The sequence below is a fragment of the Allobosea lathyri genome (assembly GCF_900108245.1).
In the GTDB taxonomy this organism is placed as follows: domain Bacteria; phylum Pseudomonadota; class Alphaproteobacteria; order Rhizobiales; family Beijerinckiaceae; genus Allobosea; species Allobosea lathyri.
Genome location: NZ_FNUY01000018.1, coordinates 58,598 through 85,183, shown reverse-complemented (window position 1 = coordinate 85,183; position 26,586 = coordinate 58,598). Strand labels below are relative to the sequence as shown.

24 protein-coding genes are annotated in these 26,586 nt (G+C 64.5%); 10 read left to right on the top strand and 14 right to left on the bottom strand.

All coding sequences use genetic code 11. From position 1 onward, the window contains the following. The 4 genes from C4S73_RS26345 to C4S73_RS26330 form a co-directional block, all read right to left on the bottom strand. On the bottom strand, nt 1-696 hold a 696-nt coding region (locus tag C4S73_RS26345), incomplete at its 3' end, for an ATP-binding cassette domain-containing protein (RefSeq protein ID WP_146071519.1). 127 nt (nt 697-823) lie between these two features. Next, entirely contained in the window at nt 824-2,260 is a 1,437-nt protein-coding gene (locus tag C4S73_RS26340) for an NAD(P)/FAD-dependent oxidoreductase (protein WP_103875559.1), read from the bottom strand. Between the two features lie 99 nt (nt 2,261-2,359). After that, nucleotides 2,360-2,704 carry a RidA family protein gene (locus C4S73_RS26335; RefSeq protein WP_103875558.1) on the bottom strand — a complete coding sequence of 115 codons (345 nt, stop codon included), beginning with the start codon at nt 2,702-2,704 and terminating at the stop codon, nt 2,360-2,362. A gap of 97 nt (nt 2,705-2,801) precedes the next feature. Further along, a complete protein-coding gene (locus C4S73_RS26330) occupies nt 2,802-3,425 on the bottom strand; it encodes a helix-turn-helix domain-containing protein (protein ID WP_103875557.1) in 624 nt (207 codons plus the stop codon). Nucleotides 3,426-3,899: 474 nt separating this feature from the next. Between C4S73_RS26330 and C4S73_RS26325 the strand changes: the two genes are divergently transcribed. The 3 genes from C4S73_RS26325 to C4S73_RS26315 are packed head-to-tail and all read left to right on the top strand — an operon-like array spanning nt 3,900 to nt 7,475. Further along, nucleotides 3,900-5,591 (top strand): peptide ABC transporter substrate-binding protein, encoded by a 1,692-nt coding sequence (locus C4S73_RS26325; protein ID WP_103875556.1) that lies wholly within the window; start codon nt 3,900-3,902, stop codon nt 5,589-5,591. A 31-nt stretch (nt 5,592-5,622) separates the two neighbouring features. Then, nucleotides 5,623-6,579: an ABC transporter permease gene (locus C4S73_RS26320; RefSeq protein WP_103875555.1), complete on the top strand. Its 957-nt coding sequence runs from the start codon at nt 5,623-5,625 to the stop codon at nt 6,577-6,579. After that, entirely contained in the window at nt 6,576-7,475 is a 900-nt protein-coding gene (locus tag C4S73_RS26315) for an ABC transporter permease (RefSeq protein ID WP_103875554.1), read from the top strand. Before C4S73_RS26320 ends, C4S73_RS26315 begins: the two co-directional genes overlap by 4 nt. 62 nt (nt 7,476-7,537) lie before the next feature. Here the strand turns inward: C4S73_RS26315 and C4S73_RS26310 are convergent, their stop codons facing one another. From C4S73_RS26310 to C4S73_RS26265, 10 genes are all read right to left on the bottom strand, one after another. Beyond that, nucleotides 7,538-8,560 (bottom strand): LacI family DNA-binding transcriptional regulator, encoded by a 1,023-nt coding sequence (locus C4S73_RS26310; protein ID WP_103875553.1) that lies wholly within the window; start codon nt 8,558-8,560, stop codon nt 7,538-7,540. A 30-nt stretch (nt 8,561-8,590) separates the two neighbouring features. After that, nucleotides 8,591-9,379 carry a phosphodiesterase gene (locus C4S73_RS26305; protein WP_103875552.1) on the bottom strand — a complete coding sequence of 263 codons (789 nt, stop codon included), beginning with the start codon at nt 9,377-9,379 and terminating at the stop codon, nt 8,591-8,593. A 41-nt stretch (nt 9,380-9,420) separates the two neighbouring features. Next, nucleotides 9,421-10,230, bottom strand: coding sequence for an ABC transporter permease (locus tag C4S73_RS26300; protein WP_200828106.1), 810 nt, complete (start codon nt 10,228-10,230; stop codon nt 9,421-9,423). A gap of 2 nt (nt 10,231-10,232) precedes the next feature. Then, nucleotides 10,233-11,054 carry an ABC transporter permease gene (locus C4S73_RS26295; protein ID WP_103875566.1) on the bottom strand — a complete coding sequence of 274 codons (822 nt, stop codon included), beginning with the start codon at nt 11,052-11,054 and terminating at the stop codon, nt 10,233-10,235. Nucleotides 11,055-11,175: 121 nt separating this feature from the next. Next, on the bottom strand, nt 11,176-12,312 hold the full coding sequence (locus C4S73_RS26290; protein WP_103875551.1) for an ABC transporter substrate-binding protein: 1,137 nt from the start codon (nt 12,310-12,312) through the stop codon (nt 11,176-11,178). 34 nt (nt 12,313-12,346) lie between these two features. Then, nucleotides 12,347-13,492, bottom strand: coding sequence for an ABC transporter ATP-binding protein (locus C4S73_RS26285; RefSeq protein WP_103875550.1), 1,146 nt, complete (start codon nt 13,490-13,492; stop codon nt 12,347-12,349). 259 nt (nt 13,493-13,751) lie between these two features. Then, complete coding sequence (locus C4S73_RS26280) at nt 13,752-14,801, bottom strand: HlyD family secretion protein (protein ID WP_103875549.1); 1,050 nt, start codon at nt 14,799-14,801, stop codon at nt 13,752-13,754. 8 nt (nt 14,802-14,809) lie between these two features. Further along, nucleotides 14,810-16,477, bottom strand: a complete 1,668-nt coding sequence (locus tag C4S73_RS26275; protein WP_103875548.1) for an MFS transporter — start codon at nt 16,475-16,477, stop codon at nt 14,810-14,812. Continuing rightward, the gene (locus C4S73_RS26270; protein ID WP_103875547.1) at nt 16,474-16,935 is read right to left on the bottom strand and encodes a MarR family winged helix-turn-helix transcriptional regulator; all 462 of its coding nucleotides are present in this window, start codon (nt 16,933-16,935) and stop codon (nt 16,474-16,476) included. The genes C4S73_RS26275 and C4S73_RS26270 overlap by 4 nt, the downstream gene beginning before the upstream one ends. A 79-nt stretch (nt 16,936-17,014) precedes the next feature. Beyond that, nucleotides 17,015-17,785 (bottom strand): 2-keto-4-pentenoate hydratase, encoded by a 771-nt coding sequence (locus tag C4S73_RS26265; RefSeq protein ID WP_103875546.1) that lies wholly within the window; start codon nt 17,783-17,785, stop codon nt 17,015-17,017. A 564-nt stretch (nt 17,786-18,349) separates the two neighbouring features. On the opposite strand from C4S73_RS26265, the gene kdpF reads away from it, so the two are divergent. The 7 genes from kdpF to C4S73_RS26235 all read left to right on the top strand — a co-directional run bounded on the left by kdpF (nt 18,350) and on the right by C4S73_RS26235 (nt 26,549). Further along, on the top strand, nt 18,350-18,439 hold the full coding sequence (gene kdpF / locus C4S73_RS26260; protein ID WP_103875545.1) for a K(+)-transporting ATPase subunit F: 90 nt from the start codon (nt 18,350-18,352) through the stop codon (nt 18,437-18,439). Between the two features lie 63 nt (nt 18,440-18,502). Continuing rightward, nucleotides 18,503-20,206 carry a potassium-transporting ATPase subunit KdpA gene (gene kdpA, locus C4S73_RS26255; protein WP_103875565.1) on the top strand — a complete coding sequence of 568 codons (1,704 nt, stop codon included), beginning with the start codon at nt 18,503-18,505 and terminating at the stop codon, nt 20,204-20,206. A gap of 11 nt (nt 20,207-20,217) precedes the next feature. Further along, complete coding sequence (locus C4S73_RS28515) at nt 20,218-20,394, top strand: hypothetical protein (RefSeq protein ID WP_200828104.1); 177 nt, start codon at nt 20,218-20,220, stop codon at nt 20,392-20,394. A gap of 41 nt (nt 20,395-20,435) precedes the next feature. After that, nucleotides 20,436-22,508, top strand: coding sequence for a potassium-transporting ATPase subunit KdpB (gene kdpB / locus C4S73_RS26250; RefSeq protein ID WP_103875544.1), 2,073 nt, complete (start codon nt 20,436-20,438; stop codon nt 22,506-22,508). A 12-nt stretch (nt 22,509-22,520) separates the two neighbouring features. After that, nucleotides 22,521-23,090: a potassium-transporting ATPase subunit KdpC gene (kdpC, locus tag C4S73_RS26245; RefSeq protein ID WP_103875543.1), complete on the top strand. Its 570-nt coding sequence runs from the start codon at nt 22,521-22,523 to the stop codon at nt 23,088-23,090. Nucleotides 23,091-23,157: 67 nt separating this feature from the next. Beyond that, on the top strand, nt 23,158-25,860 hold the full coding sequence (locus C4S73_RS26240; RefSeq protein WP_103875542.1) for a sensor histidine kinase: 2,703 nt from the start codon (nt 23,158-23,160) through the stop codon (nt 25,858-25,860). Further along, nucleotides 25,857-26,549 carry a response regulator transcription factor gene (locus tag C4S73_RS26235; protein ID WP_103875541.1) on the top strand — a complete coding sequence of 231 codons (693 nt, stop codon included), beginning with the start codon at nt 25,857-25,859 and terminating at the stop codon, nt 26,547-26,549. Before C4S73_RS26240 ends, C4S73_RS26235 begins: the two co-directional genes overlap by 4 nt. Nucleotides 26,550-26,586 lie beyond the last annotated feature (37 nt).

The following is a 26,586-nucleotide window of genomic DNA, read 5'->3' as shown; positions in this document are numbered from 1 at the left end:
GCCGTTATACATCACCACCGTGCGGTCGGCGATCTCGGCGACCACGCCCATATCGTGGGTGATGAAGAGCACCGACATGCCCTCCTCCTCCTGCAGCTCCTTGATCAGCTGCAGGATCTGCGCCTGGATGGTGACGTCGAGCGCGGTGGTCGGCTCGTCGGCGATCAGCAGTTTGGGCTTGCAGGCCAGCGCCATCGCGATCATCACGCGCTGGCGCATGCCGCCGGAGAAGCGGTGCGGATATTCGTGGAAGCGCGACTTGGCCGCGGGGATGCGGACCTTCTCGAGCAGCCGGATCGTCTCGGCCTCGGCCGCCGAGCGCGACAGGCCGCGATGCAGGATCAGCGCCTCGGCGATCTGGAAGCCGATGGTCAGCACCGGGTTCAAGCTCGTCATCGGCTCCTGGAAGATCATCGCGATCTCGTTGCCGCGGATCTGGCGCATCTGGGCGTCGGGCAGGGTCAGCAATTCCTTGCCCGAGAGCTTGATCGAGCCCTCGATCTTGCTGTTGCCGGACGGCGTCAGCCGCATGATCGACAAAGCCGTCACGCTCTTGCCCGAACCGGACTCGCCGACGACCGCAAGCGTCTCCTTCGGCGCGATCTCGAACGAAACGTCCCGAACGACAGGCTTCCACTGACCCTCGACACGAAACGACGTCGAGAGGTTAGAGACGGACAGGATCGGTAGGGTCATGAATACGCCTTTGACGGTTGGCGGCGGGCGGGCAACACGAACGGAACAATAGCAGGTCCGATTTAGAGCATGATTCCGGAACGAGCGAATTTCCGGCGCCATCATGCTCTAATTTTCGGCTGGAAGGCTAGCGTGTGCCGATCCGCAAGCCAAACAGCCGCGGGATGGCCGCGGCGGCCTGCATGGGCAGGCTGCCTTTCATGCCGCGCTCATCGGCCTCCTCGCAGCCGATGATGCCCCAGCGCACCAGCCGGCCACCGACTGTCCGGAAGGGTTCGGGCGGTAGGGACGGCAATTCGCGCGTGCAGAGCGGCAGCGTCGACCATTCGTCCTTGACCCCCAGCACGAGCGAGGCCAGGCACTGGCCGCCCATATAGGTCGGGTTCACGCCATGCCCGGAATAGCCGCAGCCATAGTGGATGCGCGTGCCCGGCAAGGTCCGGAAGAACGGCAGGCGATCGGACGAGATATCGATCCCGCCGCCCCAGGTCTTGGCGATGGCGACGTCGGCGAAGGTCGGCAGCAACCGCCGCAACGCCTTCTCGGCGCGCGCGGCCGAGGGCCGGTCCTGCGTCAGATGCGGGTCCGTCGTGTTGCCGTTATAGCTGATCGGGCCGGAGCCCGAGCCCATGAGCAAACGCCCATCCGGCGTCTTGCGGAAATAATGGACGAACATCCTGAGATCGGCGAGGCCTTCTTCGCCCGCCCAGCCGGCCGCCGCGAGCTTCTCCGGCGCCGGCTCGGTCATTAGGGCATAGCTTGAGAACACAGTGACGTGCGGCTTGATCTCGGGCCGGCGGGCGAGTTCGATATTGGTCGCGAGCACGACCTCGCGGGCCTGGATCTGGCCGTTGGGCGTCAGCACCCGGTTGGGCGAGCCGGGTTCGACGCCGGTCATCGGCGTGTTCTCGTAGATCGCGACGCCAGCCTCGATCGCGGCCTGGCGCAGAGCCCGCGCCAGGCGCGCGGGGTGGACGTTCGCGCCTTCGGGAAGGAAGACGCCGCCGCGGAAGACCGGTGATTTGCAGCGCTGGGCGACCTCGGTCGGCGTCAGCGCCTGCGCTGTATCGGGCACGCCGAGGCGCTTGGCCGTCGCGACATAGCCTGAAATCTTGGCATCCTGACCGACCGAGGCGGAAACGCGCATATTGCCGGCTTCACGCCACCAGACATCCCGCCCGGGAGCGGTCGCGAAGCTGCGGATAGCGTCCTGCGCCCGTGTGCCGGCCCGCGCCACTGCGAGCGCACCGTCGGCGCCGATATTGGCTTCCATGCCGGCCAGCGCCGACCAGTAGCCATGCACCTTGCCACCGTTCTTGCCGCTCGCGCCCGAGCCGCATAGCGAAGCCTCGATCAGTGCGATCGACAGTGCCGGCGAGCGTTCCTTGAGCGCGAGTGCGGTCCACAATCCGGTGAAGCCACCGCCGACGATCGCGACGTCGACGATGGTCTCGCCGGTCAGTGCAGGCGAGGGCCGGGCGCCGCCTTCGGCTTTCATGGCATCCGCGAACCACCATGACGGATCGGCGGGATCGACGCTGGGAACGCGATGATCAGAGGACATGTGACACCTTCGCTACGCTTGGCGGATCTGGGCAGATCAAACGGTTTTCGCTGGCAGGAGAGCGCCCGCCACCGAAGCGGCGGGCGCGAGACTTTTGGGTCAGACGAGGCCCTGAACCTGGATCTCGACGAGGATCGAATCATGGGCGAGGCGGGCTTCGACCGTGGCGCGTGCCGGCGGGCATTCCTTGTCGACCCAGGCCTCCCAGGCCTCGTTCATTTCATTGAACGTGCCGACATCCTTCAGCCAGACATTGCCGGTCACCAGACGCGACTTGTTGGTGCCCGCAAGCGCCAGATAGTGGTCGATCTGCGCGAGGATATCGGCGGTCTGCTCGCGGACGCCGCCGCTGCGGTCCTTGGCGGTCAGGCCCGACAGGAACACGAAACCGTTCGCGACCAGGGCCTTGCTGAGACGGCCGGTATTTTCGTGACGCACGATCATCTTGAACTACTCCAGTTGAGGCTAGGTTATGCGACCGCGCGGTTGCGCGACGACATTGGGGGATGGCGGGGAATTTGAGCGGGCGGCAGGCGTCGGCCTACAGGTGCGAATCCTGGATATTGATGATCCAGACCAGTTTTGCCTCGACATCGTGGCGGTTCACGAGGCGGTGGGGCAGGGTGCTTTTGAACTGAAAGGCATCGCCTTCGACGAGCTGGGCGACGCGGTCGTCCACGGTCAATTCGACCTGCCCGCTCATCACATAGCCGCCCTTGTCGCCGGGCCCGCTCAACATGTCCTCGCTTTCGGCGCCCTGCGGCAGCGTCAGGATCATGAAGCGCAGGTTTTCGCTGCTGCTGGGCGAGAGCAGTTCCTTGGTCAGATGCATTTTGCCGGCGACGATGCGCGGCCGGTTGGCCCGCCGCCGCACGAAGGGCAGATCCTCCGCTGAGGGGCTCGGCGCGTCGTCCAGGAACTGCCAGAGATTGACGCCAAGCGCCGAGCGGATTTTCTGCAGCGTGTTGATCGAGGGATTGGAGGCTCCGCGCTCGATCTGGCTGATGATTCCCGAGGACACGCCGGCCTTGGCGGCAAGCTCGGCGATCGTCAGCTTTCGCTCGCTGCGCAGGCTGCGAAGCCTGTTCCCGATCTGCTGGGATTGATCGCCCAGGGGATGGGCGAACGCGTCCGCATCGGGCTTGAAGCTTTCGGCTGGCGGCATGGTCCCTGAAATCCATTTTAATGAAGATCGATCATAGGCGCGGCTGCGATCCTGCGCAATTGGTTAGCTCTGGAATTGGACGAATTTCGCGGATGCTTCATTTTTCGGGGAAAATCGGGCGTCGGATGCGCGTGATTCCGTGAGGTGCGATTCGGATTGTGTCATTCGCTTGACGGGTCCATCATTATAATGGATTTATGGCGCTGTGAAATGCATATGGCTGGTGCTGAGGCGCCAGTCCTGGTTCGGTGAAGCGATCGGCGCGACGCCTTTGTCAAAGGCCAGCGCGGAGAATTGGCTTCGCTTGTGAATGGGAATGTCGAAGCCGGGTCGAAGAAATCGCCGCGCGTCAGGAAGCTATCGAATCCTGCCCGGAAAAATTGATCTGATAGCGCTCGACGACCCAAAGATCAGGGATTGGCGAATTCGCTGATTTTGATCGCGTTTGGCAGAAAAAGGGAAGGGAGACATATCATGTCGGATCAGTCGAAGAGGTTTTCAGACCTTGGGTTTCCGTTACCTGCCCTGCATAGGCGCGATTTTCTTGGCCTGAGCGCTGCGGGCGTTGCAGCTTCCATGGGCTTTGGCGCCCAGGCGCAGACGGCAGGTGCCGTTCCGCCGCCGCCTGCGAAGCGCGCGGGACAGGTCGTGCTCGGCCTCTCCCAGGAGCCCAAGGCCTTCAATCCGTTGATGCCGGGCGTCGAAGTCGATGAAGTGATCTGGACGAGCGTGTTCAGCTCGCTCTGGGTGGCCGAGCCGGACGGCACGCTCGTTCCCGATCTCGCGGTCAGCGTGCCCAGCGAAGAAAATGGTGGCATCACCGAGGGCGGCCTGGCCTGGACGGTCAAGCTGCGCGAAGGCGTCGTCTGGCATGACGGAGCGCCTTTTACGGCCGAAGACGTCAAGTACTCGCTCGACCTGATCATGTCGCCGGGTTTCAAGGCCCGCACGCGCGTCGGGCATGACCTGGTCAAGGACATCGTCGTCAAGGGACCCTATGAGATTTCCTGGCGGATGGAGCGCGCCTTTGCGCCCTATCTCGCACAGCTCGCCAACACGCACATCGTGCCCAAGCATATTCTCGGCAAGGCCGAAGACCCCAACACCGCGCCCTTCAATGGCGCGCCGGTTGGCACCGGCCCGTTCAAATGGGGCGAACGCAGGCCGGGGGACAGCATCACGCTCGTCGCCAACGAGCGCTATCACGGCGCCGGGCCCTATCTCGAAGGCGCGGTCGCCAAATACATCCCGGACATGACGGCGCTCTATGCGCAGTTCAGGACCGGGCAGGTCGATGTCGTGATCATCTCCGGCATTCCGGCGAACTATTACGAGGAGGCGATCAAGCTTCCCGGCCGCAAGGTGGCTGTTGCCCCCAGCGGCAATATCGAGGTCATCATGCCCAACCTCGAGCATCCTGCCTTTGTCGAGAAGGCCGTGCGACAGGCGCTCTACGCCTCGATCAACAAGCAGGCGATCGTCGACTCCATCTATTATGGCGTGCCCAAGGGGACCGAGTCCTTCGCGCCGCGCGAGTCCTGGGCCTACAACCCCAATCTGCCGAAGCAGGAATACGATCTCGCCAAGGCCAACCAGCTGCTCGACCAGGCCGGCTGGAAGCGTGGCTCCCGAGGCGTGCGCGAGAAGAACGGCACACGTCTGGAATTCGCGGTTTCGACCACGACGGGCAATGCCCTGCGCGAGCAGTGCCAGCAGCTGATGATGCAGGATTGGCAGCAGGTCGGCGCGACGATCAAGATCAGCAACATGCCGGCCGCCGTGATTTGGGGCGATTTCTACGTCCGCTCGAAGTTCCAGTCGCTACTGGTCGGCACCGCCTTCCGCACCGGGCTCGATCCCGATCCGGCCTCGCGTTTCGCGTCGGACGCGATTCCCGCCAAGAACGGCAATGGCGGCAACTACATGCAGTGGCAGAACACTGAAGCCGATCAGCTGATGAAGGACGGCCAGGCGACCTTCAACCAGGACAAGCGCAAGGCGATCTACTGGAAGCTGCAGGAGATTGTGCGCGAGGAGCTGCCGATTCTGCCGATCTTCCAGTACGCGCCTCTGGAAGGCATCAAGGACGGGCTCGTCGGCTACCGTCCCAACATCAACGCCCGCCAGAACGCCTGGAACATGGGCAGCTGGTACTGGGCCCGCTGAGCATGATCTGTCGCGCCAGGAGCATCGTCGCGTGAGCGGTTTCCTCATTCGCCGCCTGATGCAGGCCGTGCTGTTGCTGTTCATCGTTTCGATGATCGGCTTCGCGATCCTGCATCTGGCTCCCGGCGGGCCTCTGTCGCAATTCGCGGCGAGTGGCGAAATGACCCAGGCCGATCTGGACCGCATCGCGGAACAGCTCGGCCTGAACCGACCCTTGCCGGTCCAGTATCTGGAATGGCTCTGGCGCATGCTGCGCGGTGACTGGGGCGTGTCCTATCGCGACCAGCAGCCGGTGTTGAAGATCGTGACCTCGCATATCGGCGCAACGATGGAGCTGATGCTGACTTCGACGTTGCTCGCCATGTTTCTGGGCGCGTGGATCGGCATTCTCGGTGCCATCAAGCGCTACTCGCTTTTCGACAGCCTAGCGACGATCGGCGCGATGATCGCCCTGTCGATCCCGACCTTCTGGTTCGGCCTCGTGATCATCTACGTCTTCTCCGTCGGGCTTGGCTGGCTGCCCTCTGGCAACCGCTATACCGTCGGAGACGGCTCCTTTCTCAACCAGCTGCATCATCTGATCGGCCCCTGCATCGTGCTTGCGCTGGTCTCGACCGCGGTCTGGAGCCGCTACATGCGCTCCTCGATGCTGGAGGTGATCAACCAAGACTATGTCCGCACGGCCAGGGCCAAGGGCCTGTCCGAGCGCTACATCCTGCTGCGCCACGCCTTGCGCAACGCTTTGCTGCCGATGATCACGATCACCGGCCTGCATGTGCCGACGCTGCTCTCGGGGGCGCTCGTTACCGAGACCGTCTTCACCTGGCCGGGCATGGGGCGCCTCTTCCTCGATTCGATCAGCTATCGCGACTATCCGACGATCATGGGCATCCTGATGCTGACGGCGGTGCTGGTTCTGCTGGGAAGCCTGATCGCGGACCTCCTCTACGGCCTGGCCGACCCCCGCATCGAGAGGAGTGGACAATGAGCGCCGCCAACCTGTCGGATACACAAAGCCTGGCCCCGCAGCTGCCCCCATCGCGCTGGAACAGTGCGGGGATGCGTCGCTTCAGGCGGCACAAGCTCGCGGTCTTCGGCGCGGCTGCCATCGTCACGATGGTGCTGGCCTGCGTCTTCGGTCCCATGCTGCTGCCCTATAGCGATACCTTCATCGACATCCGCCAGCGTTTCGCGCCGCCCTTCTCGGGTCCGCATGTCCTCGGCACCGACCCGCTCGGGCGCGACATCCTCGCTCGCCTGCTGATGGCCGGACGCATTTCGCTGGCTGTGGGCTTCTCGGCGATGCTGGTCAGCATGGCGATCGGCGTTTGCGTCGGCGTCATCGCGGGCTTCTATCAGGGCGTTGTCGGGGCCGCCCTGATGCGTTTCGTCGACGCGATGCTCTGCTTCCCGTCGATCTTCCTGCTTCTCGCCATCTCCGCCCTGATCGAGCCCTCCGTGCCCTCGATCGTGCTGCTGATCGCGATGACCTCCTGGATGGAGGTCGCCCGTGTCGTCGAGGCGCAGATCCGCTCGCTGCGGACACGCGATTTCGCGGTCGCCGCCGTCTCGATGGGCTCCAGCAACGCGCGCATCATGTTCCGCGAATTGCTGCCCAATGCAGTCGCACCGATTGTGGTTGCGGCGACCTTGAACGTCGCCCATGCCATTCTCGCCGAGAGCTACATTTCCTTCCTCGGCTATGGCATCCAACCGCCGACGCCGAGCTGGGGCAACATGCTGGAAAACGCGCAGAGCTATCTGACGAGCGCGCCCTGGCTCGCCATCCTGCCGGGTGCCGCGATCACGCTCGCCGTCACCAGCTTCAATTTCGTCGGCGACGGCCTGCGCGACGCGCTCGACCCACGCATGGATCTGCCGTGACGGGGGATCGCTGTCTCCACTGCTGAAGCAAAGGCAGCTACAGGGCTATCTTCAGGCCACGGTCACGCGGTCCGCACCGACCCGCGCAGAACGAGCGGCGCCGTGATCTCGATGGTCTCAGGGGGAGCGTGCGGATGAGCAAGCCGGTGCTCCAGCAGCGCCATCGCCTGGGCGGCAAGCACTTCGGGATCCTGCCGGAACGTCGTGAGGTCGTAGGCCGCCCAACTCGCTTCCGGAATGTCGTCGAAGCCGATGACGGAGATGTCGAGCGGCACGGCGATCCCGCATTCGCGCATTCGGTCGATGAAGCCGAAGGCGATCAGGTCGTTGATGCAGAACACCGCCTGCGGAGCGGCCTGCGCCAGCATGGCGGTCGCCGCCATGCGGCCGCCGGCATAGTCGGTATTGTCGCCCCGCGCGATCGAGACCGTGATGCCATAGCCTAAGGCGGCCGCGACGAAGGCCTCCTCGCGCTCGACGACGCTCGGTGTCCCGCTCGTCGAGCTGGCAAGGCCCAGCCGTGTGAAACCCGCTTTGTGGAATAGTTCGGCAGCTTGCGTCGCCGCATCCCGGTTGCGGCTGCGGATATGGTCGGCGCCGGCTTCCGAACGACCGATCAGGATCAGGGGCTGGCCGTTGCGGCGGGCAAGCTCGACGACCGAGGATGGCGGCGACCCTGACAATACGATCGTCGCTTCGGCCCGGTAGCCGACGAGCAACTTCTGTGCGGCGGCGATTTCCTCGGCCCTGCGGCCGGTGTTCAGCACGACGGGCAGGCGCCCGCGCTGGATCAGGCTGCGCGTCAGCGCGCTGACGAGATGGGCGCGAAAACCCTGCTCGGGTTCGGTCACGATCAGGCCGACGAGCTGGCTGCGCCGGGCGAGCAGGCCGCGCGCGAGATCGTTGACCTCGTAGCCGAGCTGTTCGGCGGCCTCCATCACCTTGACGCGTGTCTCATGCGCGATGCTGGCGCCTGGCGTGAACGCGCGGGACACTGCCGACCGGGAAACACCCGCCCGGTCGGCGACCTCCTGGGCGTTGACGAAGGATGGAAAGGGCGTTGTCGGTTTGTCGTGTTCTGTCATCTGCCTGCGTGCGGCCTCGCCGCGAGCCGACTAGCCATGTGCGGGTGCCATGGCAGGTGGAGCGAGGATTCTGAGATGGATGATCAGGTTGTCGGCATCAAGCAGAATGACGCCATAGGCCGGCGGTTCGTCGACCGGGCCCACGGAGGCATCGTGCAGATCCAGCGGCATCTGGTGATTGGTCCCCGGCAGCATGGTGACGGGGACACCGTTCCACAGCCCATGAGCGGGGCGATGGACATGGCCGGCAAAAATCTGCCTGACGTCGCCGTGACCACGGACGAGCGTGGCGAGAGACAATGCGTCGTCAGCCGCCAGCAGGCAGTGATCGAGTGCCGGCAGGCCGATTTCGAATGGCGGATGGTGCATGAACAGGAGGACGGGGCGACCCTGCGCTTCGGTCAGTCGCTGTTCCAGCCAGGCGAGGCGGGTCGCGCAGAGGCGGCCGCCGACCTTGCCGTCATCCAGCGTGTCCAGGAAGATCAGGCGGGCTTCGCGCGTATCGAGGACCGATTGCACGAAGCCGGCTTCATCGCGCGGCACCTGGGGGAAGATTGCCCCGAAAGTCGTGCGCTGGTCGTGATTGCCCAGCAGCAGGCGATAAGGCAACCCGAGCTTGCGCAGGCGCTCGTCGAGCGCGCGATAGGCCTGGTCGAGGCCGTCATCCGTCAGGTCGCCGGTGATCACGAGCAGGCCGGCGTCACCGTGATGCCGGCTGATGTCGTCGAGGACAATGCCCAGACGCGCAAGCGGGTCCGTGCCGTTCAGCATCTGGCCGGGCTGGACGAGATGAGGGTCGGTCAGCTGGATGATCTTCATCGGCAGGCAACTCTAGGCAAGCATGGTGAAGGGTCGGGCGGTCAACGCCCGACGCGGGAGAGAACGTCGGCCTTCAGGAAGCGTTCGACGACGAGCATGAAGCCGATTGATGGGATCAGCAGCAGCAGGGCGGTGATCGAGGCGACCTGATAGTTGCCGCCGGCACCAGCCGTATAGAGCAGCAGCGGCAGAGTGCTGACATCGGGCGCGCCGACGAAATAGGTGCCGGTGAACTCATCGAGCGATTCGAGAAAGACGAACACGGCGCTCGCCATCAGCCCTGGTGCCGCCAGCGGCAGCGTGATGTCGGCAAAGGCCCGCAGACCACTGGCGCCGATCGATCGCGCCGCCTCTTCCAGCTCGCGGTCGACGGCCGAGAAGGCGGCGGTCGCGATCCAGACCGCATAGACCAGCCCATGCGTGACATGGACGATGACGACGCCCGGCACCGTGCCGTTTAGCCCGACCTGATAGAACAGCTGGGCGATGTTCACGTAAACCGGCAGGTTGGGGAAGGCCTGTGGGATCAGGAAGGCGATCAGGATCAGGCCCCGCAGCGGCAGCTTGCAGCGGGCGAGCGCATAGCCGGCGGGGATCGCGACCAGCAGTGCCATCCCGACGGTCAGCACGGCGATCATGACGCTGTTCAGGAGCGACACCATCGCATTGCCGCGCGGTGCGAAGACGCGGGCCCAGAAGCTGAAGCCGTATTCCAGCGGCAGCATATGGGGAAAATACCAGCGCTCCGCCACAGCCCAGAGCAACAGATTGGCGATAGGGCCGAAGATGGCGAAGGCCAGCAGGCCGAGCACGGCGCCGCGCAGCAGCCACCATGGGTCGAATTTCAGCAGGCTCACATCCGCTCCTTCACGGCTTGGCGCATGTAGATCCAGGCGACGCAGGAGGTCAGGATCAGCGAGATGAACCCGAGCGCGTTGGCCACGCCGTAATCGCCATAGGAGTTGATCCGGAAGGCGATGTCGGCGGTGATCATGGTGGGCGATTGCGCGTTGATCATCAGCGGCACGGAGAGCACCGACATCATCGTCACGAAGGACAGGATCAACCCGACCGAGAGGGTGCCGCGCACCTGCGGCACGATGATCTCCCAGAGGATGCGAAAGCGCGATGCGCCGAGATTGCGCGCCGCCTCGATCGTGCCGCGGTCGATCGAGGCCATGGCGCCCGAGACCAGCAAGGCGACGAAGGGCGTCTGCTTCCAGACGAAGGCGATGACGATGCCGCGCCAGTCGAGCAGGCCGGTGGTCTGCAGTGGCGTCAGGATGCCCGCGCCGACCAGGATGTTGTTCATCAGCCCGTTCTTGGCGAGGAAGGTCCGCAGGATCTGGCCAACGACGATGAAGGGAATGAACAGCGGCCAGCGATAGAGCCAGCGCAGGATCGCGACCGCGCGCGGATTCTCGCCGAGCACGAGATAACCGCCGATCGCGATCGAGAACAGGCCGATCAGCAGCGTCGAGAGCGCCACGACCGCAAGCGAGAAGATGATGTCCGCCGTATAGAGCGAGAACGCCTTCTCGAAATTGCCGATGCCGAAACCGTCGCCGATACGGAACGCGCCGATGACCGACGCAGTCAGCGGCACGATGAAGAACAGGACGATGATCGTCAGGGCCGGCAGAACGAGAGCAAGGCCGAGGCTGTATCTTGGCATGACAGGCGAGGACCCGAGCAGGAGATCGTGAGGCAGGAGATCGTGCGACAGGAAGATTTTGGGGAAGAAAGGATCGCGCGGAAAAGGGCTGCCCGGCATGCCGGGCAGCCCTCGGACGGTCTTAGTTGGCGACGCTGCGCTCATAGGCTTCCAGGATCGCGTTGTTGTAGGGCGCGATCGGGAAGGGTTTGCCATATTGGGCGAGGGCGTCGGGCGTGATCGAGGTGAAGAGCTTGTCCCAGGTCGCCTTGTCGAGCTCGGCCTGGACGTGCTTGGCGTCGATGCCGGGATACCAGTTGAAGCGCTTGACGATGCCTTCGGCCTGGACCTTCGGGCTGGTGGCGAGCGCGACGAACTTCTCGGCGAGCTTGGTGTTGGGGCTCTTGGCCGGGATGACGTAGTGCATCGGCTGGCCGGGCATGCCGGGCGCGGGCAGAGCGAGCTTCATGGTCGGCGGAAGCTGGCCGTTGGCCTGCCAGGAATAGAACATGTCGACCCAGACAGGACCCATCGCGATTTCGCCGCGGCTGAGCATGTCGAGAGTGCCGGCATTGCCCGGCGTCAGGACGGCGTTCTTGTTGAACTCCTTCAGGCTGGCGAAGGCCTTGTCCCACTTCTTGGTTTCGGCCTCCTCGAAGGGACCGTTCATCAGCTTGTCGGCGCTGCCGTCGCCATAGGCGTAGATCCAGCCCATCACGAAGCTGACGCCCGAGGCGCCGCCCTTGATGCCGTTATAGCCGAACTGCTTGGGGTTCTTCTTGGCCCAGGCGACGAGCTCGTCATAGCTCTTGGGCGGGGTCGGGATCAGCGCGGGGTTGTAGGCCAGTGCCGTCTGGCTGTTGAACATCGGCATCACGAAGCCCGAGACCTTGGTGCCCAGCGCCATGTCCGCATTGGAGCGGGTGACGAGCTTTCCGCTGGCGATGTCGCCGCGGTAGGACAGGAGCCAGTTCTTCTCGACCATCGGGCCGGCGAACTTCTCGTGCACGACGGCAACGTCGGCATCCCATTTGGCCGAACCGGCGCCCGATTGGGCCGTGAAGCGCTCGACGATCTTCTGCGAGCCGGCGTCGCCCGGGCCTGTGCCGACGACGCGGACGGTGTTGCCGGGATTTTCCTTTTCGAAGAGCGGTCCGAGATAGTCGTTCACATAATCGACCATGTTCTGGTCGCCTGCGGTCAGAACGGTGAGTTCGGCGGCAGAGGCAGGAGCCGAAAGGAGCAGGAGCGCGAGGCTCGTACGCATGATGGCATTCATGATGATGTCTCCGTTGATATCGATCTAGGCGGGATCAATCCTGACCCGGGGCCGCAGAAAAGCCGTCGGAGCGGGAGGTGGACGCCATGCCGGAGGAGGCCTCGGACATGGGAAACAGGAACAGCGAAGCGGTGGGTATGAAGACCCGTACGGCTTCGCCCTCGGGCAGGCAGCGCGGCGCGTCGACAAGCACACTGTCGTTGCCGATCGTGACGGCATGGCGCCAGAGCCCGCCGGGATAGCTGACCGAGGTCACCTTGCCCTGGAACTCCATCCCGTGAGCGTCGGGCCGGGCCTCGCCCGCGGCGCAGAGGACCGCCGCCTCGGCGCGGAAGCGGGCGGCAAAAGCGCCGCTGCGCCAGGTTTCCTCGCCTGTCTGGCGGGTGAAGGCAGACGCTGCGGCGGGATGGCTGAAGGCGGCACTGGAACCGGAAACCTGCCCATCGAGCTGCAGAAGGTTCTCGGCGCCCATGAAGGCGGCGACGAAGGCGGAGGCCGGCTGGTTGTAGACCTCTTCCGGTGTGCCCTGCTGGGCGATGCGGCCGGCATCGAGGATGACGATGCGGTCGGCCATGACCATGGCCTCCTCGCGGTCATGCGTGACGTGGATCGCGGTGATGCCGAGCCGCCGCTGCAGCGCGCGGATCTCATGGCGCACCGAGAGGCGGATCCGTGCATCGAGATTGGACAAAGGCTCGTCAAGCAGGAGGATATCGGGATTGACCGCCAGCGCCCGGCCTAGCGCCACGCGCTGGCGCTGTCCGCCCGAAAGCGCTGTCGGCAGTCGTTCGCCCAGGCCGTTGAGCCCGAGCAGATTCTGGATCTCGTCGACGCGGGTTGCGATCTCGGTGCGGCTCTGACGCTTGAGCTTGAGCCCGTAGCCGATATTGGCGGCGACAGTCATATGCGGCCAGAGCGCATAGGACTGGAACACCAGCGCCATGCCGCGGCGATCCGGCGGCGCCCGCGTCACGTCGCGGCCATCGACGCGCAGGGCGCCTTCGGTCGGCGTCGAGAAGCCGGCAATGGTGCGCAGCAGCGTGGTCTTGCCGCAGCCGGACGAGCCGAGGAGGGCTACGAATTCACCCTTGGCCACGCCGAGGTCGAGCCGGTCGAGAATCCGCGTCTTCCCATAGGTGACGCTCACTCCGTCGACATGCAGGAAAGGCGCGCTGGTCATCTGGACGGTCTCCTTGCACAGCTGTGCAATGCATCGTGGCAGTCCCTGTAACGGGCTATTGTAACAGTCCTATGATGGCGGGCTGGCGCAGCAGGAACGGGATCGGCGCCGGTGGAACGGCGCACGAGCAGGCCCGAACGGATACGCGTCGGCTGTCATCAACCGGAGGCGATGATGACTGCGATGTGCTGCTTGTCAATTGTGCAACTGCGAACCCATTGGGCAGTGCGGTAACTTGCGCAGTCCCGAGCCGGGGTCGCTACGGCCGCGCTGCCGCGCCGGTATCGATCGTGACGACGACGGACATCCCCGGCGCGAGATCGGCTGCGAGCGGTTGTCCCTCGTCGATGGCGATGCGGACCGGCAGGCGCTGGGCGATCTTGGTGAAGTTGCCGGTCGCATTGTCAGCCTTCAGCACGCTGAACTCCGCCCCGGTCGCCGGTGAGAACTCCTGGATGCGCCCCGTCAGGGTCTGGTGGCGCAGGGCGTCGACGGTGAAGCTGACCGGCTGGCCGATCTTCATGCCGTAGAGCTGCGTCTCCTTGAAGTTCGCGACGACCCATTTGCGGGCGGGCACGAGCGAGGCGAGCTGCGTTCCGGCAGCGACATACTGGCCGAGGCGCACGCCGATCTCGCCGAGCCTGCCGTCCTGCGGTGCCAGGACGCGCGTGTTCTGCAGGTCGATCACCGCAAGCTGGACGGCAGCCTTGGCATTCTCGACGGAGGCCTCGAGCGACTGCCGGTTGACGACGATCGACTGCAGGTCCTGCCGTGACACTTCGAGCGCGGCTTCGGCCTGCCGCAGGCCGGCCCGCGCCTGGTCGAGCGCCTGCGTCGCCTGGTCGCCCGTGGCTTGTGTCGAGATGCCCTTCTCCAGCAGCGAGCTGACGCGGTCGGCATTGGCCTCCGCCGTTCGCAGCGCTGCCTGTGCGCTGGCGATCTGAGCCTGGCTGGACCCGATCCGCGCTTTGGCCGCGCTGATGCTTTGGTCGGCATTGGCGAGATTGGCCTTCTGGCCGGCCAGCACGGCCTGCGCCTGCTTGACCTTTTGGTCGTAGATGCGGTCGTCGATCTCAACGATCAGGTCGCCAGCCTTGACCGACTGGTAGTCCTGAACCGCGACCGTCTTAACATAGCCGGCAAGCTGCGGGCTTATGATCGTGACCTGACCCTTCACATAGGCGTTCTCGGTGGTCTCCACTGCGCTGCCGAAGGGCGGCAGTTTCCAGGCGTAGAGCACGAGCAGCGCGCCTGAGACGGCGACGAGAAGGGCGAGCAAGGTCGCCGGCGAGCGGAGAGATTTCAGCATCGTGCGTTTCAGTTGGGAGCAGCGACGGAGGGGCGTTGCCCGTCGATCGCCTGCCGCAGGTTCAGATAGAGAAGGTGGATGACCAGCCCGCACAGCGCGAGCCCGGCTATGCCGCAGATCAGCAGGAAGATGTCGTTATAGGCGAGGATGTTGGCCTCCCGCGTCGCCTGCTGCGCAAGCAGCGCCAGCCCCTCCGCATTCAGCAGCTGACTGTCGGTCAAAACCTTGCCATAGGCGCCCGCGAGCTGCCGGACGCGCTCTACGACCAGTGGGTCGCTCAGCGTCAGCCGCTCGACCAGATAGCTCGAATGGAACTGCTCGCGCAGGACGACGAAGGTGCTGAAAAAGGCCGAGCCGAGCAGGCCTCCCACGCTTTGCGTGAACAGGAAGACGACGATGAAGCTGGTGATGTATTCCGGGCCGCGCTTCAGCGCGGCCGTCAGCCCGGTCAGCAGCGAAGGCGGCAGGAACAGCGCGCCACCGAAGGCGATTAGCGCCTGGCTGAAATACATGTTCGCCGGGCGCGTGAGATTGGTGGCCTGGCTGTCCAGATAGGCGCCGACGCAGATGCAGGCGAGCGCGACGGCATGCAGCGCCGGCACGTGCGCAGGCTTGAGCAGGGCGCCGCATGTCAGGCCTCCTGCGACCGAGGCTAGCAGGATCACCCCGTAGAGGTCGGCGCTCTGCTCGTTGAGCAGGCCGACCGTCTGGAACAGGCCGATCGCGCCCGAGCTCTGCTCCGACAGCACGAGGCGGAAGAGCAGCAGGATCGCCGTCAGATGCAGGATCTCGCGGCTCATCAGCCAGCGCACATTCAGCAGCGGCGTCTCGCGCTGGAATTCGATCGCCACGGCAATGCCCAGCGAGAGGATCGAGATCGCAAGGCACCAGCCGATCCACGGTGCTTCGAACCACCAGTAGTAGCGCCCGAGCACGAGAACGACGGCGAGCAGGCCGAAGCTCAACGCAATCAGCGGGTAGCTGATGAAGTCGAGCCTGGTCAGCACCTTGCTGTGGACGATCGGCGTCAGGGGCAGCAGGTAGACGACCGCAAATGAGATCAGGGCCAGCCCCATCTCCATCAGATAGAGCTCATGCCACTGGCCGAGATCCAGCAGGGCCGGCGACAGCAGGCGCGCGAGTGTCGGCGTCGCCGCCGAACAGGTCAGCGCGAGGCTGAGGCCCCATGACATCTTCCTGGCCGCAGGGAAGGCATCGAGCATGTAGAGGAAGCCGAGCGTCGATATAGGTGAGCTGGCCATCCCGGCCAGGAAGCGCACCGCCACGGCCGAGCGCAGATCATGCACGAACAGATGCAGGATGGCGGCGAACAGGAAAATGCACAGGCTCAGGAGGGCGAAACGGCGCAGGCCGAACTGCGTCCGCACCTTCGTCAGGATCAGCGTCAGACTGACATTGGGCGCCATATAGGCCGCGATCAGCCAGTTCGTCTCGGTCAGCGTCGCCCCGAGCGCGCCCTGGATCTGGACAGTATTGGAGGCGACGAAATTCATCCCCAGCCCCTGGGTCGACCAGAGCAGGACGGACGCGCCGATGCAGGCGATGGAACGCCGCAGCGTCGGATCGGCCAGTGGCGCAGGAGAAAGCGGCGGCGCGGGAGGGGATGTCGGCGCAGCAGCCGGGGCTGGCGTGCTGCGCCCGGGTTCGGTCGTCATGATGCGGCATGCCCGCCCATCGCGGTTTCGATATTCTCGAAGACCCGATCGAGCACGCGGACCGCGATGGCGAGTTCATCCGCCTCGACACCGCGCAGCATGAAGCTGCCGACGACTTTGGTGAGATCCTCGATCTGGCGGACGTCGCCCTGCGCCAGTTCGGTCAGGGTCAATTGCTTGGCCCTGCGATCGCCTTCGATGGTGCTGCGGCGGATCAAGCCCTGTTTCTCCAGGCCATCGAGCAATCGCACCAGGGTCGGGCTTTCGATGGCGAGAAACTTCGCCAGTTCGCTTTGGCCCACACCGGGGTTGCGCGCGATGTGCAGCATTGCCCGGGCCCGGGCGAGCGTCAGCCCCTTCTGGCGAAGCAGGCTGTCGAACGCGGTCTGCATCTTGCGGCTGGACGTCGACAGGCTGACGATGAATTCGAGTTCGGATTCTTGGCGGGCGGTGGGCATGCGATTTATATAGCATGCTAATTACATGCCATGCACATAAATCACGCAGGCCGGTCATGCGGGGCTGGAATGCGTGCGGCTAGTCGAACCAGGCGGAGGCGATCCCGACCGTCTGGAACTCGACCGTCAGGTGCTGGTCGGGAAGAACCTGTAGGATCGGAGCGCAGGAGCCTGTCGTCACGACATCGCCGGCATTGAGCTGCCGGTTGTGACGGGAGAGCTTCTGCGCGAGCCAGACCACGGCATCGAGCGGGTGGCCGAGGATTGCGCTGGCTTTGGCCGTGATGACGGGTTTGCCGTCGATGCGCGCTGTCATCACGGATTGGTCCAGCGCGTCCTTGTCGAGATGTTCCACCGGCGGCCCGCAGATCGTCGCGACATGCAGCGCAAAATCGGCGATGGCCACGAGCTCGCGCTCCTCGCCGGGGCGGGCGCGTCGTCCGAGCAGGCCGATCGCCGGTTGGCAGCCCAGGATCGCCTCGGCCACGGAGCGGCGATCGATCGTCTCGTTGCCGACCGGAAAGGCCCTGCCGAGCGTGAACGCCAACTCGCATTGGGCGCCGATCATGCCCTGCGGCAGATGGATCCGGTAATCGTCCTCATGATGGGCTTTGTCAGCGATGGTGGCGTAGATCGGCGCGGCAAGACCGAGCATGTGGCGACACACGTCGCTGGTGCCGATCAGGGTGTAGCCGGTGAAATCGTCGGCATAGGCGTCAAGCGCGGCTGCCTGCACGAAGGCCGCATCTGCCCGTGAATGCAGCCCCTCCAGCGGCAGGTTGGAGAGCGCGCCCTTCTTTCTGTTGCTGGCCAGGCCCAGCGCCAGTTCGTCCAGCGTAATCGCCTGCATATCGCATCCTCCAAACAGGAACAGGCAGCGATTCCGGGCGCACTAAGTCAAATAAAAATACGTTTATACACGATGCCGTAGCGAAGGCGAGGGCGCGAGACCTTTCGATCTCCCGGCGTGCTCAAGTGAGCCCATTGCATCCCGCCATCGGTGCGGCGCGGCATCAGCCAGGCGCCGCCGGCGCATTCCCCGAGAACTGCGTTTTTCGGGAGAAATCCCGCCCGTGCGACGGCTGTGGCAGAGATCGCGAGGCCCGGTCGTCGGTGCAGGCGTCGTTTCTCCTATAGGATTTTTATTTCTTTCCTATGCGGCCTCTCTCGAACCCCTATGCGGTTCGGAGCCATATTCCCGTGACGTTCAGACCCCCGCATCGGCATTCATCGAGCCGCGTGAGGCGCTGAAATGCTGCCTGCGCTGCTCGGAAGCGCGTCAAAGTACTGGCGATTACAGTCTAGGGGTCACGGAAATGGATGTAATTCTGTTCGGGGCGGGGATCCTGTTCTTCATCATCTCGTTTGCCTACGTCAAGGCATGCGACAACCTTTAGTCGGATCGGATCGAGACATGCTTGTCGAATACATCCTCGGTGGCGGCGTGACGTTGTTCCTGCTCGCCTACCTGACCTACGCCCTCGTTCGGCCGGAACGGTTCTGATCGCAAAGGCACGACGCTCGGAAAGCGATACCCATGACTCTCAACGGCATGACTCTCAACGGCATGACTCTCAACGGATGGCTACAGATCCTCGTTTTCTGCGGGATCATCATCGCGCTCGTAAAGCCGCTCGGCGGCTACATGACGCGCGTCTTCAACGGGGACCGCACGTTTCTTTCGCCGGTTCTCAGGCCCATCGAGCGGGGTCTCTACCGCCTTGCCGGAACGAGCGAGCGTGAGGACCAGCACTGGACCGCCTATGCGGCCGGGATGCTCTTCTTCAACCTCGCCGGCTTCCTCGTGCTGTATCTGCTGCAGCGCCTGCAGGGCTCCTTGCCCTTCAACCCCGAGGGGATGGCTGCCGTTGGTCCCGAGCTGGCGTTCAATACGGCCGCCAGCTTCGTGACCAACACCAACTGGCAGAACTATGGCGGCGAAAGCACCATGTCCTACCTGACCCAGATGGTCGGGCTCGCCGTCCAGAACTTCGTCTCCGCAGCCACCGGCATCGCCGTCGCCGTGGCGCTGATCCGCGGCTTCGCCAGGGCATCGGGCAAGTCGATCGGCAATTTCTGGGTCGATATGACCCGTAGCACCCTCTATGTGCTGCTTCCGCTCTGCATCGTGCTGACCATGGCCTATGTCGCACTGGGCGTTCCGCAGACGCTGGGCGCCTATGTCAGCGCCACCACGCTGGAAGGCGCGCAGCAGTCGATCGCCGTCGGTCCGGTCGCGTCGCAGCTGGCCATCAAGATGCTGGGAACCAATGGCGGCGGCTTCTTCAACGCCAATTCCGCCCATCCCTTCGAGAATCCCGATGCCATCTCCAACCTGATCCAGATGGTGTCGATCTTCGCCATCGGCGCGGCAATGACCAATGTGTTCGGCCGGATGGTCGGCAACCAGCGGCAGGGCTGGGCGATCCTGTCGACGATGGGCGTCCTGTTCCTCGCTGGCGTCGCCGTCTGCTACTGGGCGGAGGCCGCCGGCAATCCGCTGGTTCACGCGCTCGGTCTCGAGGGCGGCAACATGGAAGGCAAGGAGGTCCGCTTCGGCATTCCGCTCTCCGCCTTGTTTGCGGTCATCACGACGGCTGCCTCCTGCGGCGCGGTCAATGCGATGCATGGCAGCTTCACCGCGCTGGGCGGCTTGATTCCGCTCATCAACATGGAGCTCGGCGAGGTCGTCATCGGTGGTGTCGGCGCCGGCTTCTACGGCATCCTGCTGTTCGTCGTGCTCGCGATCTTCGTCGCAGGCCTGATGGTCGGCCGCACGCCGGAATATCTCGGCAAGAAGATCGAGGCCAAGGAGGTCAAGATGGCGGTCCTTGCCATCCTGTGCCTGCCCGGCGTGATGCTGACCTTCACCGCCATCTCCGTCGTGCTGCCGAGCGCGGTCGCCTCGGTCGGCAATGCAGGCCCGCACGGCTTCTCGGAGATACTCTACGCCTATACCTCGGCTGCGGCGAATAACGGTTCTGCCTTCGGCGGACTGTCCGGCAACACGCCCTGGTTCAACATCACCATCGGCCTCGCGATGCTGATCGGCCGCTTCATGATCATCATCCCCGCTCTGGCGATCGCCGGCTCGCTCGTCACGAAGAAGACCGTGCCAGCATCGGCCGGGACGTTCCCGACGGACGGGGTGCTGTTCGTCGGGCTTCTGGTCGGCGTGATCCTGATCGTAGGTGGCCTGACCTTTTTCCCGGCTCTGGCGCTGGGACCCATCGTCGAGCATTTCGCGATGATCCAGAGCCAGACGTTCTGAGGCGTTCCGTCATGTTGCAACCGTTCTTCAGGGAACTGCGACGGCACATCGCTCCCCGCGCCGACATTCTGGCGCGGGGAGAGGCCCGGTCTGCGCGCGCCTCCGACATCATTCTCGGCATGACGCTGATGATGCTGCTGGTCGTGCTGCTCGCCAAGGCGCTCACCCATTTCTTCACGGCGGCCTGACCGTTCGCGGCGCCCCACAAGACATCACGCTGGAGTCTCTCATGAGCCAGTCCAAATCCGCGAGCATCATGGACGCTCGCATCCTCGTTCCCGCCATTGGCGACGCCTTTCGGAAGCTCAATCCGAGGAGCCTCGCCAAGAATCCGGTGATGTTCGTCGTCGCAGTCGTCTCCGCGCTGACCACGGTCCTGTTGCTGAAGGATCTGGTGACAGGCGGAGCCAGCCTCGGCTTCTCCTTTCAGATCGTTATCTGGCTCTGGTTCACCGTGCTCTTCGCCAATTTTGCCGAAGCGGTCGCGGAAGGACGTGGCAAAGCGCAGGCCGAGTCGCTGCGGCGCACGCGCACCGAAACGCAGGCGAAACTCCTGTCCGGCGATGACCGCACGAAGTTCAAGCTGGTTGCCGGGACCAGCCTCAAGGTCGGCGACGTCGTCATCGTCGAGGCCGGCGACATCATTCCCTCCGACGGCGAAGTCGTCGAAGGCGTCGCTTCGGTCAACGAAGCCGCGATAACCGGTGAATCGGCTCCGGTCATCCGCGAATCCGGCGGCGACCGCTCCGCCGTCACCGGCGGCACGCAGGTGCTGTCAGACTGGATCAAGGTTCGCATCACCGCTGCCGCCGGCTCGACCTTCATCGACCGCATGATCGCGCTCGTCGAAGGCGCCGAGCGCCAGAAGACGCCAAACGAGATCGCGCTCAACATCCTGCTCGCCGGAATGACGCTGATCTTCGTGCTGGCGACCGCGACGATCCCGAGCTTCGCCTCCTATGCCGGCGGCTACATTCCGGTGATCGTGCTCGTCGCCCTGTTCGTGACGCTGATTCCGACGACCATCGGCGCGTTGCTCTCGGCCATCGGCATCGCCGGCATGGACAGGCTGGTGCGCTTCAACGTGCTCGCCATGTCCGGCCGCGCCGTCGAAGCAGCGGGTGACGTCGATACGCTCCTGCTCGACAAGACCGGCACCATCACGCTCGGCAACCGCCAAGCGACTGAACTGCGGCCGGTCAGGAATGTCACCGAGCAGGAACTGGCGGATGCAGCGCAGCTTGCCTCGCTCGCCGACGAGACGCCGGAAGGCCGCTCGATCGTCGTGCTCGCCAAGGACAAATACGCCATCCGCGCCCGCGACATGGCGAGCCTGCATGCGACCTTCGTGCCCTTCACCGCCCAGAGCCGGATGAGCGGCGTCGATCTCGACGGCTCGTCGATCCGCAAGGGCGCCGTCGAGGCCGTGCTGCGCCATGTCGATCTTGGTACCGTCGCGACGGGCAGCACGCGGGCCAGCGGCGAGACCGTTCGCGAGATCCAGGCCATTGCCGATGAGATCTCGAAAGCCGGCGGCACCCCGCTCGCTGTGGTGCGCGACGGCCGCCTGCTCGGCGTCATCCACCTGAAGGACATCGTGAAGGGCGGCATCAAGGAGCGCTTCGCCGAATTGCGGCGCATGGGCATCCGCACGGTGATGATCACCGGCGACAACCCGATGACGGCGGCCGCAATCGCGGCCGAGGCCGGCGTCGATGATTTTCTTGCCCAGGCCACGCCCGAGAACAAGCTTTCGCTCATCCGCGAGGAGCAGGCCAAGGGCAAGCTGGTCGCGATGTGCGGCGACGGCACCAACGACGCCCCGGCGCTGGCGCAGGCCGATGTCGGCGTGGCCATGAATACCGGCACGGTGGCTGCGCGCGAGGCCGGCAACATGATCGACCTCGACAGCGACCCGACCAAGCTCGTCGAGATCGTCGAGATCGGCAAGCAGCTCCTGATGACGCGCGGTGCGCTGACGACCTTCTCGATCGCCAACGACATCGCCAAGTATTTCGCCATCATCCCCGCGATGTTCCTCGCCTTTTATCCGCAGCTGGGCGCGCTCAACGTGATGGGGCTGCAGACGCCGCAGAGCGCGATCCTGTCCGCGATCATCTTCAATGCGCTCATCATCGTCGCCCTGATCCCGCTCTCGCTGAAGGGCGTCAAGTACCGCGCCGTCGGCGCTGGCGCCCTGCTCAGCCGCAATCTGCTCATCTACGGGTTGGGCGGCATCATCGTCCCCTTCGTCGGGATCAAGGCCATCGACATGGCCATCACAGCCATCGGCCTCGTGTAAAGGACGTCTCTCATGCTGAAACAAATCCGCCCCGCGATCATAATGATCATCGCGCTCACCGTCATCACCGGGCTGATCTATCCGCTTGGCATGACCGGCATTGCCCAGGCGCTGTTCCCCCGCCAGGCCAATGGCAGCCTGATCGAGAAGGCCGGAAAGGTGATTGGTTCGGGCCTGATCGGCCAGGCCTTCACCAGCGAGCGCTACTTCCATGGCCGGCCATCGGCGGCAGGCGACGGCTACAATGCAGCAAGCTCCGGCGGCTCCAATCTCGGGCCGACCAACCCGAAGCTGATCGAGCGGATCAAGGGCGATGCCGCCGCGCTGAAGGAGAGCAATCCCAACGCTCCGGTGCCGATGGACCTCGTGACGACATCAGGCAGCGGCCTCGACCCGCATATCTCGCCGGCAGCCGCTTATTTCCAGGTGCCGCGCGTGGCAAAGGCGCGTGGCCTGGATGATGTGGCGGTCAAGGCGCTGGTCGACAACAGCATCGAGGGCCGCGGGCTCGGCTTTCTCGGAGAGCCCGTGGTCAATGTGCTCGTATTGAATCTCGCTCTGGATCGCGCAACTCCGCGCTGACAAGAGGCCGCTGGTGGCGTCTAGATGGCGCCTCCGGCGTGTCCTGGAAACGAGAGATGGCAAGCTGATGCCCGAAGATAACCGCGATGCCAGGGGCAGGCCGTCACCGGATGCGCTTCTCGAGAACGCCGAGCGCGAGGGCCGGGGCCGTCTGAAGATATTCCTCGGCGCGGCGCCGGGCGTCGGCAAGACCTATGAAATGCTGACATCGGGGCGGGCCCGGAAAGCAGATGGTGTCGATGTGGTCGTCGGCGTGGTCGAAACCCACGGCCGCAAGGAGACCGAAGCCCTGGTCGAGGGCTTCGAGATCATTCCCCGCACGAAGCTGGAATATAAGGACCGCCTGCTCGACGAAATGGATCTCGACGCGATCCTGTCGAGGCGCCCGGCGCTCGTTCTCGTCGACGAACTCGCGCACACCAATGTCGCGGGCAGCCGGCATCCCAAGCGCTATCTCGACGTTCAGGAGCTGCTTTCCCGTGGCATCGACGTCTACACGACGCTGAACATCCAGCATGTCGAAAGCCTCAATGACGTCGTCGCCCAGATCACCCGCATCAGGGTGCGCGAGACGGTGCCTGACTCCATCATCGACCGCGCCGACGATGTCGAGATCATCGACCTGACGCCCGACGACCTGATCAAGCGCCTGCACGAGGGCAAGGTCTATCTGCCGACGACCGCGACGCGAGCGGTCGAGAACTACTTCTCGCCCGGCAATCTGACGGCGCTGCGCGAGCTGGCGCTGCGTCGCACGGCCCAGCGCGTCGACGATCAGCTCCTGAGCCATATGCAGGCGCACGCCATTTCCGGCCCCTGGGCGGCGGGCGATCGTGTGCTGGTCTGCATCGACGAACAGCCGCGCGGGGCGTCGCTGATCCGTTATGCAAAACGCCAGGCCGACCGTCTCCGCGCGCCGCTGGCCGCGCTTTATATCGAGACGCCTCGCTCTGCAGGTTTGTCCGAACCGGACAAGGACCGGATCGCCGCAAGCCTGCGCCTGGCCGAGCAACTCGGCGGCGAGGCGATCACGCTGCCCGGCCAGGACGTCGCCACCGAAATCATCCGCCATGCGGCGGCAAACAACGTCACCCACATCGTCATCGGCAAGCCCAACAAGCCACGCTGGCGTGAACTCTTCGAGGGCTCGGTTTCGCATGAGCTGATCCGCCATGCCGGCGACATCAGTGTCCATGTCATCTCCGGCAATGAGCGGGACCCAGGCGTCTCGCGCCCGATGACCGCTATCGAGCCGGGTCGTTTCCAGATCTGGCCCTATCTCTGGAGCGCCCTCCACGTCGCGGTGGCCATCGGTTTCGGCACGTTGCTCTTCCGGGTGCTGGATGTTCGCAATATCGCGCTCGTTTTCCTCATGGCGGTGCTGGTCTCGGCAGTGCAGTGGGGGTTGTGGCCCGCGCTGTTCGCGTCGGTCCTCAGCGCATTCGCCTTCAATTTCTTCTTCCTTCCACCGCTCTACACGCTGACCATCGCCGACCCTGAAAGCGTCATCGCTCTCGGCTTCTTTCTCGGCGTGGCCGTGATCGCAAGCAACCTGACCGCCCGCGTCCAGAGGCAGGCCGCCGCCGCGCATCAGCGAGCCCGCACCACCGAAGACCTCTATCTGTTCTCCAAAAAGCTCGCAGGCACCGGCACGCTCGACGACGTGTTATGGGCCACGGCTTATCAGATCGCCTCCATGCTCAGGGTCAGGGTCGTGCTGCTGCTGCCCGAGAGCGACTCGATCGCCGTCAGGGCCGGATATCCTCCCGACGACACCCTGGTCGACGCCGATATCGCGGCCGCCCGCTGGGCATGGGAGCACGACCGGCCCGCCGGTCGCGGCGCCGACACGCTGCCGGGCGCCAAGCGGCTTTATCTGCCGCTGCGAACCGGACGGACCGCGGTCGGCGTGGTCGGCCTCGACAACGACAAGCAGGGACCGCTGCTGACGCCCGAGCAGCAACGCCTTTTCGACGCGCTGGCCGACCAGGCAGCCGTTGCCATCGAGCGCATTCAGCTCGTGGCCGATGTCGACCGGGCGAAGCTGGCCGCCGAAGCCGACAGGCTTCGCTCGGCGTTGCTGACCTCGATCTCGCATGACCTGAAGACGCCGCTCGCCGCCATTCTGGGAGCTGCGGGGGCGCTGCGCGATTATCCGATCTCGATACCGGAAGAGGATCGCGCCGAACTGCTCTCGACGATCATCGACGAGTCGGAACGGCTTCATCGCTTCATCGCCAATCTGCTCGACATGACCAGGATCGAGTCCGGCGCGATGGAGCCGAACTACGCCCTGCATTATGCGAGCGACGTTGTCGGTTCCGCCTTGCGGCGCGCCGCCAAGATCACGGCGCAGCACAAGACAGAGACCGGCCTTGCCTCGGATCTGCCGATGCTCAAGCTCGATCCCGTCTTGTTCGAGCAGGTGCTGTTCAACCTCATCGACAACGCCGCGAAATACGCGCCGGTGGACTCGACCATTCGCATCCAGGGTTGGGCCGATAACGGCTCGGTGATCCTTCAGGTCATGGATGAGGGGCCCGGCATCCCGCCGGGCGATCTCGAGCGTGTCTTCGACAGCTTCTACAGGGTCCGCAAGGGCGACCATGTCCGCGCCGGCACGGGGCTCGGTCTCTCGATCTGCCGGGGTTTCATCGAGGCGATGGGGGGCACGATCGCCGCAGCCAACAGGACCGACCGCTCCGGAGCGGTCTTCACGATCACGATGCCGGTCCCCCTCGATGCGCATAATCTGGAAGGCCTGACATGACGATATCCACCGTGAAAGTCCTCATCGTCGATGATGAGCCGCCGATCCGCAAACTCCTCCGTGTCGGGCTCGGCACTGAAGGTTATGCGACCACCGAGGCCGCCAACGCCAGGGACGCGATCGAGCGCGTCAAGGAGGACAAGCCCGATCTCATCCTGCTCGACCTCGGGCTGCCCGACATGCCCGGCCATGATCTTCTCAGAAAATGGCGCGACGAGCTTCTGGATCTGCCGATCCTGATCCTGTCCAGCCGGACCGATGAAGCCGGCATCGTCAAGGCGCTCGAGCTTGGCGCCGATGACTATGTGACGAAGCCCTTCGGCATGAAGGAACTGGCCGCACGCATCCGTGTCGCGCTGCGTCACAGGCTGCAGCAGCAGGGCGAAAAGCCGATCTTCCAGACAGGTGAGCTGTCGGTCGATCTGGTGAAGCGGATCGTCAAGCTCGGCGACAAGGAGATCAAGCTGTCTCCCAAGGAATACGACATCCTCCGCGTCCTCGTGCAGCATGCCGGGAAGGTCCTGACCCATCAGCATCTGCTGAACCAGGTCTGGGGCGGCGCGACCGACGTTCAGTATCTGCGCGTCTATGTCCGCCAGCTCCGCCAGAAGATCGAGCGGACGCCCGATGAGCCGCAATACATCACCACAGAAACCGGGGTCGGCTATCGGCTTCGCGAGGTCGAGTGAGCGCTTGCACGGCAAGGCACGGCGACAGTTTCGCAAG

Excerpts from the sequence above, each read along its gene's own strand:
- C4S73_RS26340 (WP_103875559.1), bottom strand. The coding sequence starts at position 2,260 with ATGTCCTCTGATCATCGCGTTCCCAGCGTCGATCCCGCCGATCCGTCA.
- C4S73_RS26335 (WP_103875558.1), bottom strand. The coding sequence starts at position 2,704 with ATGATCGTGCGTCACGAAAATACCGGCCGTCTCAGCAAGGCCCTGGTC.
- C4S73_RS26330 (WP_103875557.1), bottom strand. The coding sequence starts at position 3,425 with ATGCCGCCAGCCGAAAGCTTCAAGCCCGATGCGGACGCGTTCGCCCAT.
- C4S73_RS26325 (WP_103875556.1), top strand. The coding sequence starts at position 3,900 with ATGTCGGATCAGTCGAAGAGGTTTTCAGACCTTGGGTTTCCGTTACCT.
- C4S73_RS26315 (WP_103875554.1), top strand. The coding sequence starts at position 6,576 with ATGAGCGCCGCCAACCTGTCGGATACACAAAGCCTGGCCCCGCAGCTG.
- C4S73_RS26310 (WP_103875553.1), bottom strand. The coding sequence starts at position 8,560 with ATGACAGAACACGACAAACCGACAACGCCCTTTCCATCCTTCGTCAAC.
- C4S73_RS26305 (WP_103875552.1), bottom strand. The coding sequence starts at position 9,379 with ATGAAGATCATCCAGCTGACCGACCCTCATCTCGTCCAGCCCGGCCAG.
- C4S73_RS26295 (WP_103875566.1), bottom strand. The coding sequence starts at position 11,054 with ATGCCAAGATACAGCCTCGGCCTTGCTCTCGTTCTGCCGGCCCTGACG.
- C4S73_RS26290 (WP_103875551.1), bottom strand. The coding sequence starts at position 12,312 with ATGAATGCCATCATGCGTACGAGCCTCGCGCTCCTGCTCCTTTCGGCT.
- C4S73_RS26285 (WP_103875550.1), bottom strand. The coding sequence starts at position 13,492 with ATGACCAGCGCGCCTTTCCTGCATGTCGACGGAGTGAGCGTCACCTAT.
- C4S73_RS26280 (WP_103875549.1), bottom strand. The coding sequence starts at position 14,801 with ATGCTGAAATCTCTCCGCTCGCCGGCGACCTTGCTCGCCCTTCTCGTC.
- C4S73_RS26275 (WP_103875548.1), bottom strand. The coding sequence starts at position 16,477 with ATGACGACCGAACCCGGGCGCAGCACGCCAGCCCCGGCTGCTGCGCCG.
- C4S73_RS26270 (WP_103875547.1), bottom strand. The coding sequence starts at position 16,935 with ATGCCCACCGCCCGCCAAGAATCCGAACTCGAATTCATCGTCAGCCTG.
- C4S73_RS26265 (WP_103875546.1), bottom strand. The coding sequence starts at position 17,785 with ATGCAGGCGATTACGCTGGACGAACTGGCGCTGGGCCTGGCCAGCAAC.
- kdpF (WP_103875545.1), top strand. The coding sequence starts at position 18,350 with ATGCTTGTCGAATACATCCTCGGTGGCGGCGTGACGTTGTTCCTGCTC.
- kdpA (WP_103875565.1), top strand. The coding sequence starts at position 18,503 with ATGACTCTCAACGGATGGCTACAGATCCTCGTTTTCTGCGGGATCATC.
- C4S73_RS28515 (WP_200828104.1), top strand. The coding sequence starts at position 20,218 with ATGTTGCAACCGTTCTTCAGGGAACTGCGACGGCACATCGCTCCCCGC.
- kdpB (WP_103875544.1), top strand. The coding sequence starts at position 20,436 with ATGAGCCAGTCCAAATCCGCGAGCATCATGGACGCTCGCATCCTCGTT.
- kdpC (WP_103875543.1), top strand. The coding sequence starts at position 22,521 with ATGCTGAAACAAATCCGCCCCGCGATCATAATGATCATCGCGCTCACC.
- C4S73_RS26240 (WP_103875542.1), top strand. The coding sequence starts at position 23,158 with ATGCCCGAAGATAACCGCGATGCCAGGGGCAGGCCGTCACCGGATGCG.
- C4S73_RS26235 (WP_103875541.1), top strand. The coding sequence starts at position 25,857 with ATGACGATATCCACCGTGAAAGTCCTCATCGTCGATGATGAGCCGCCG.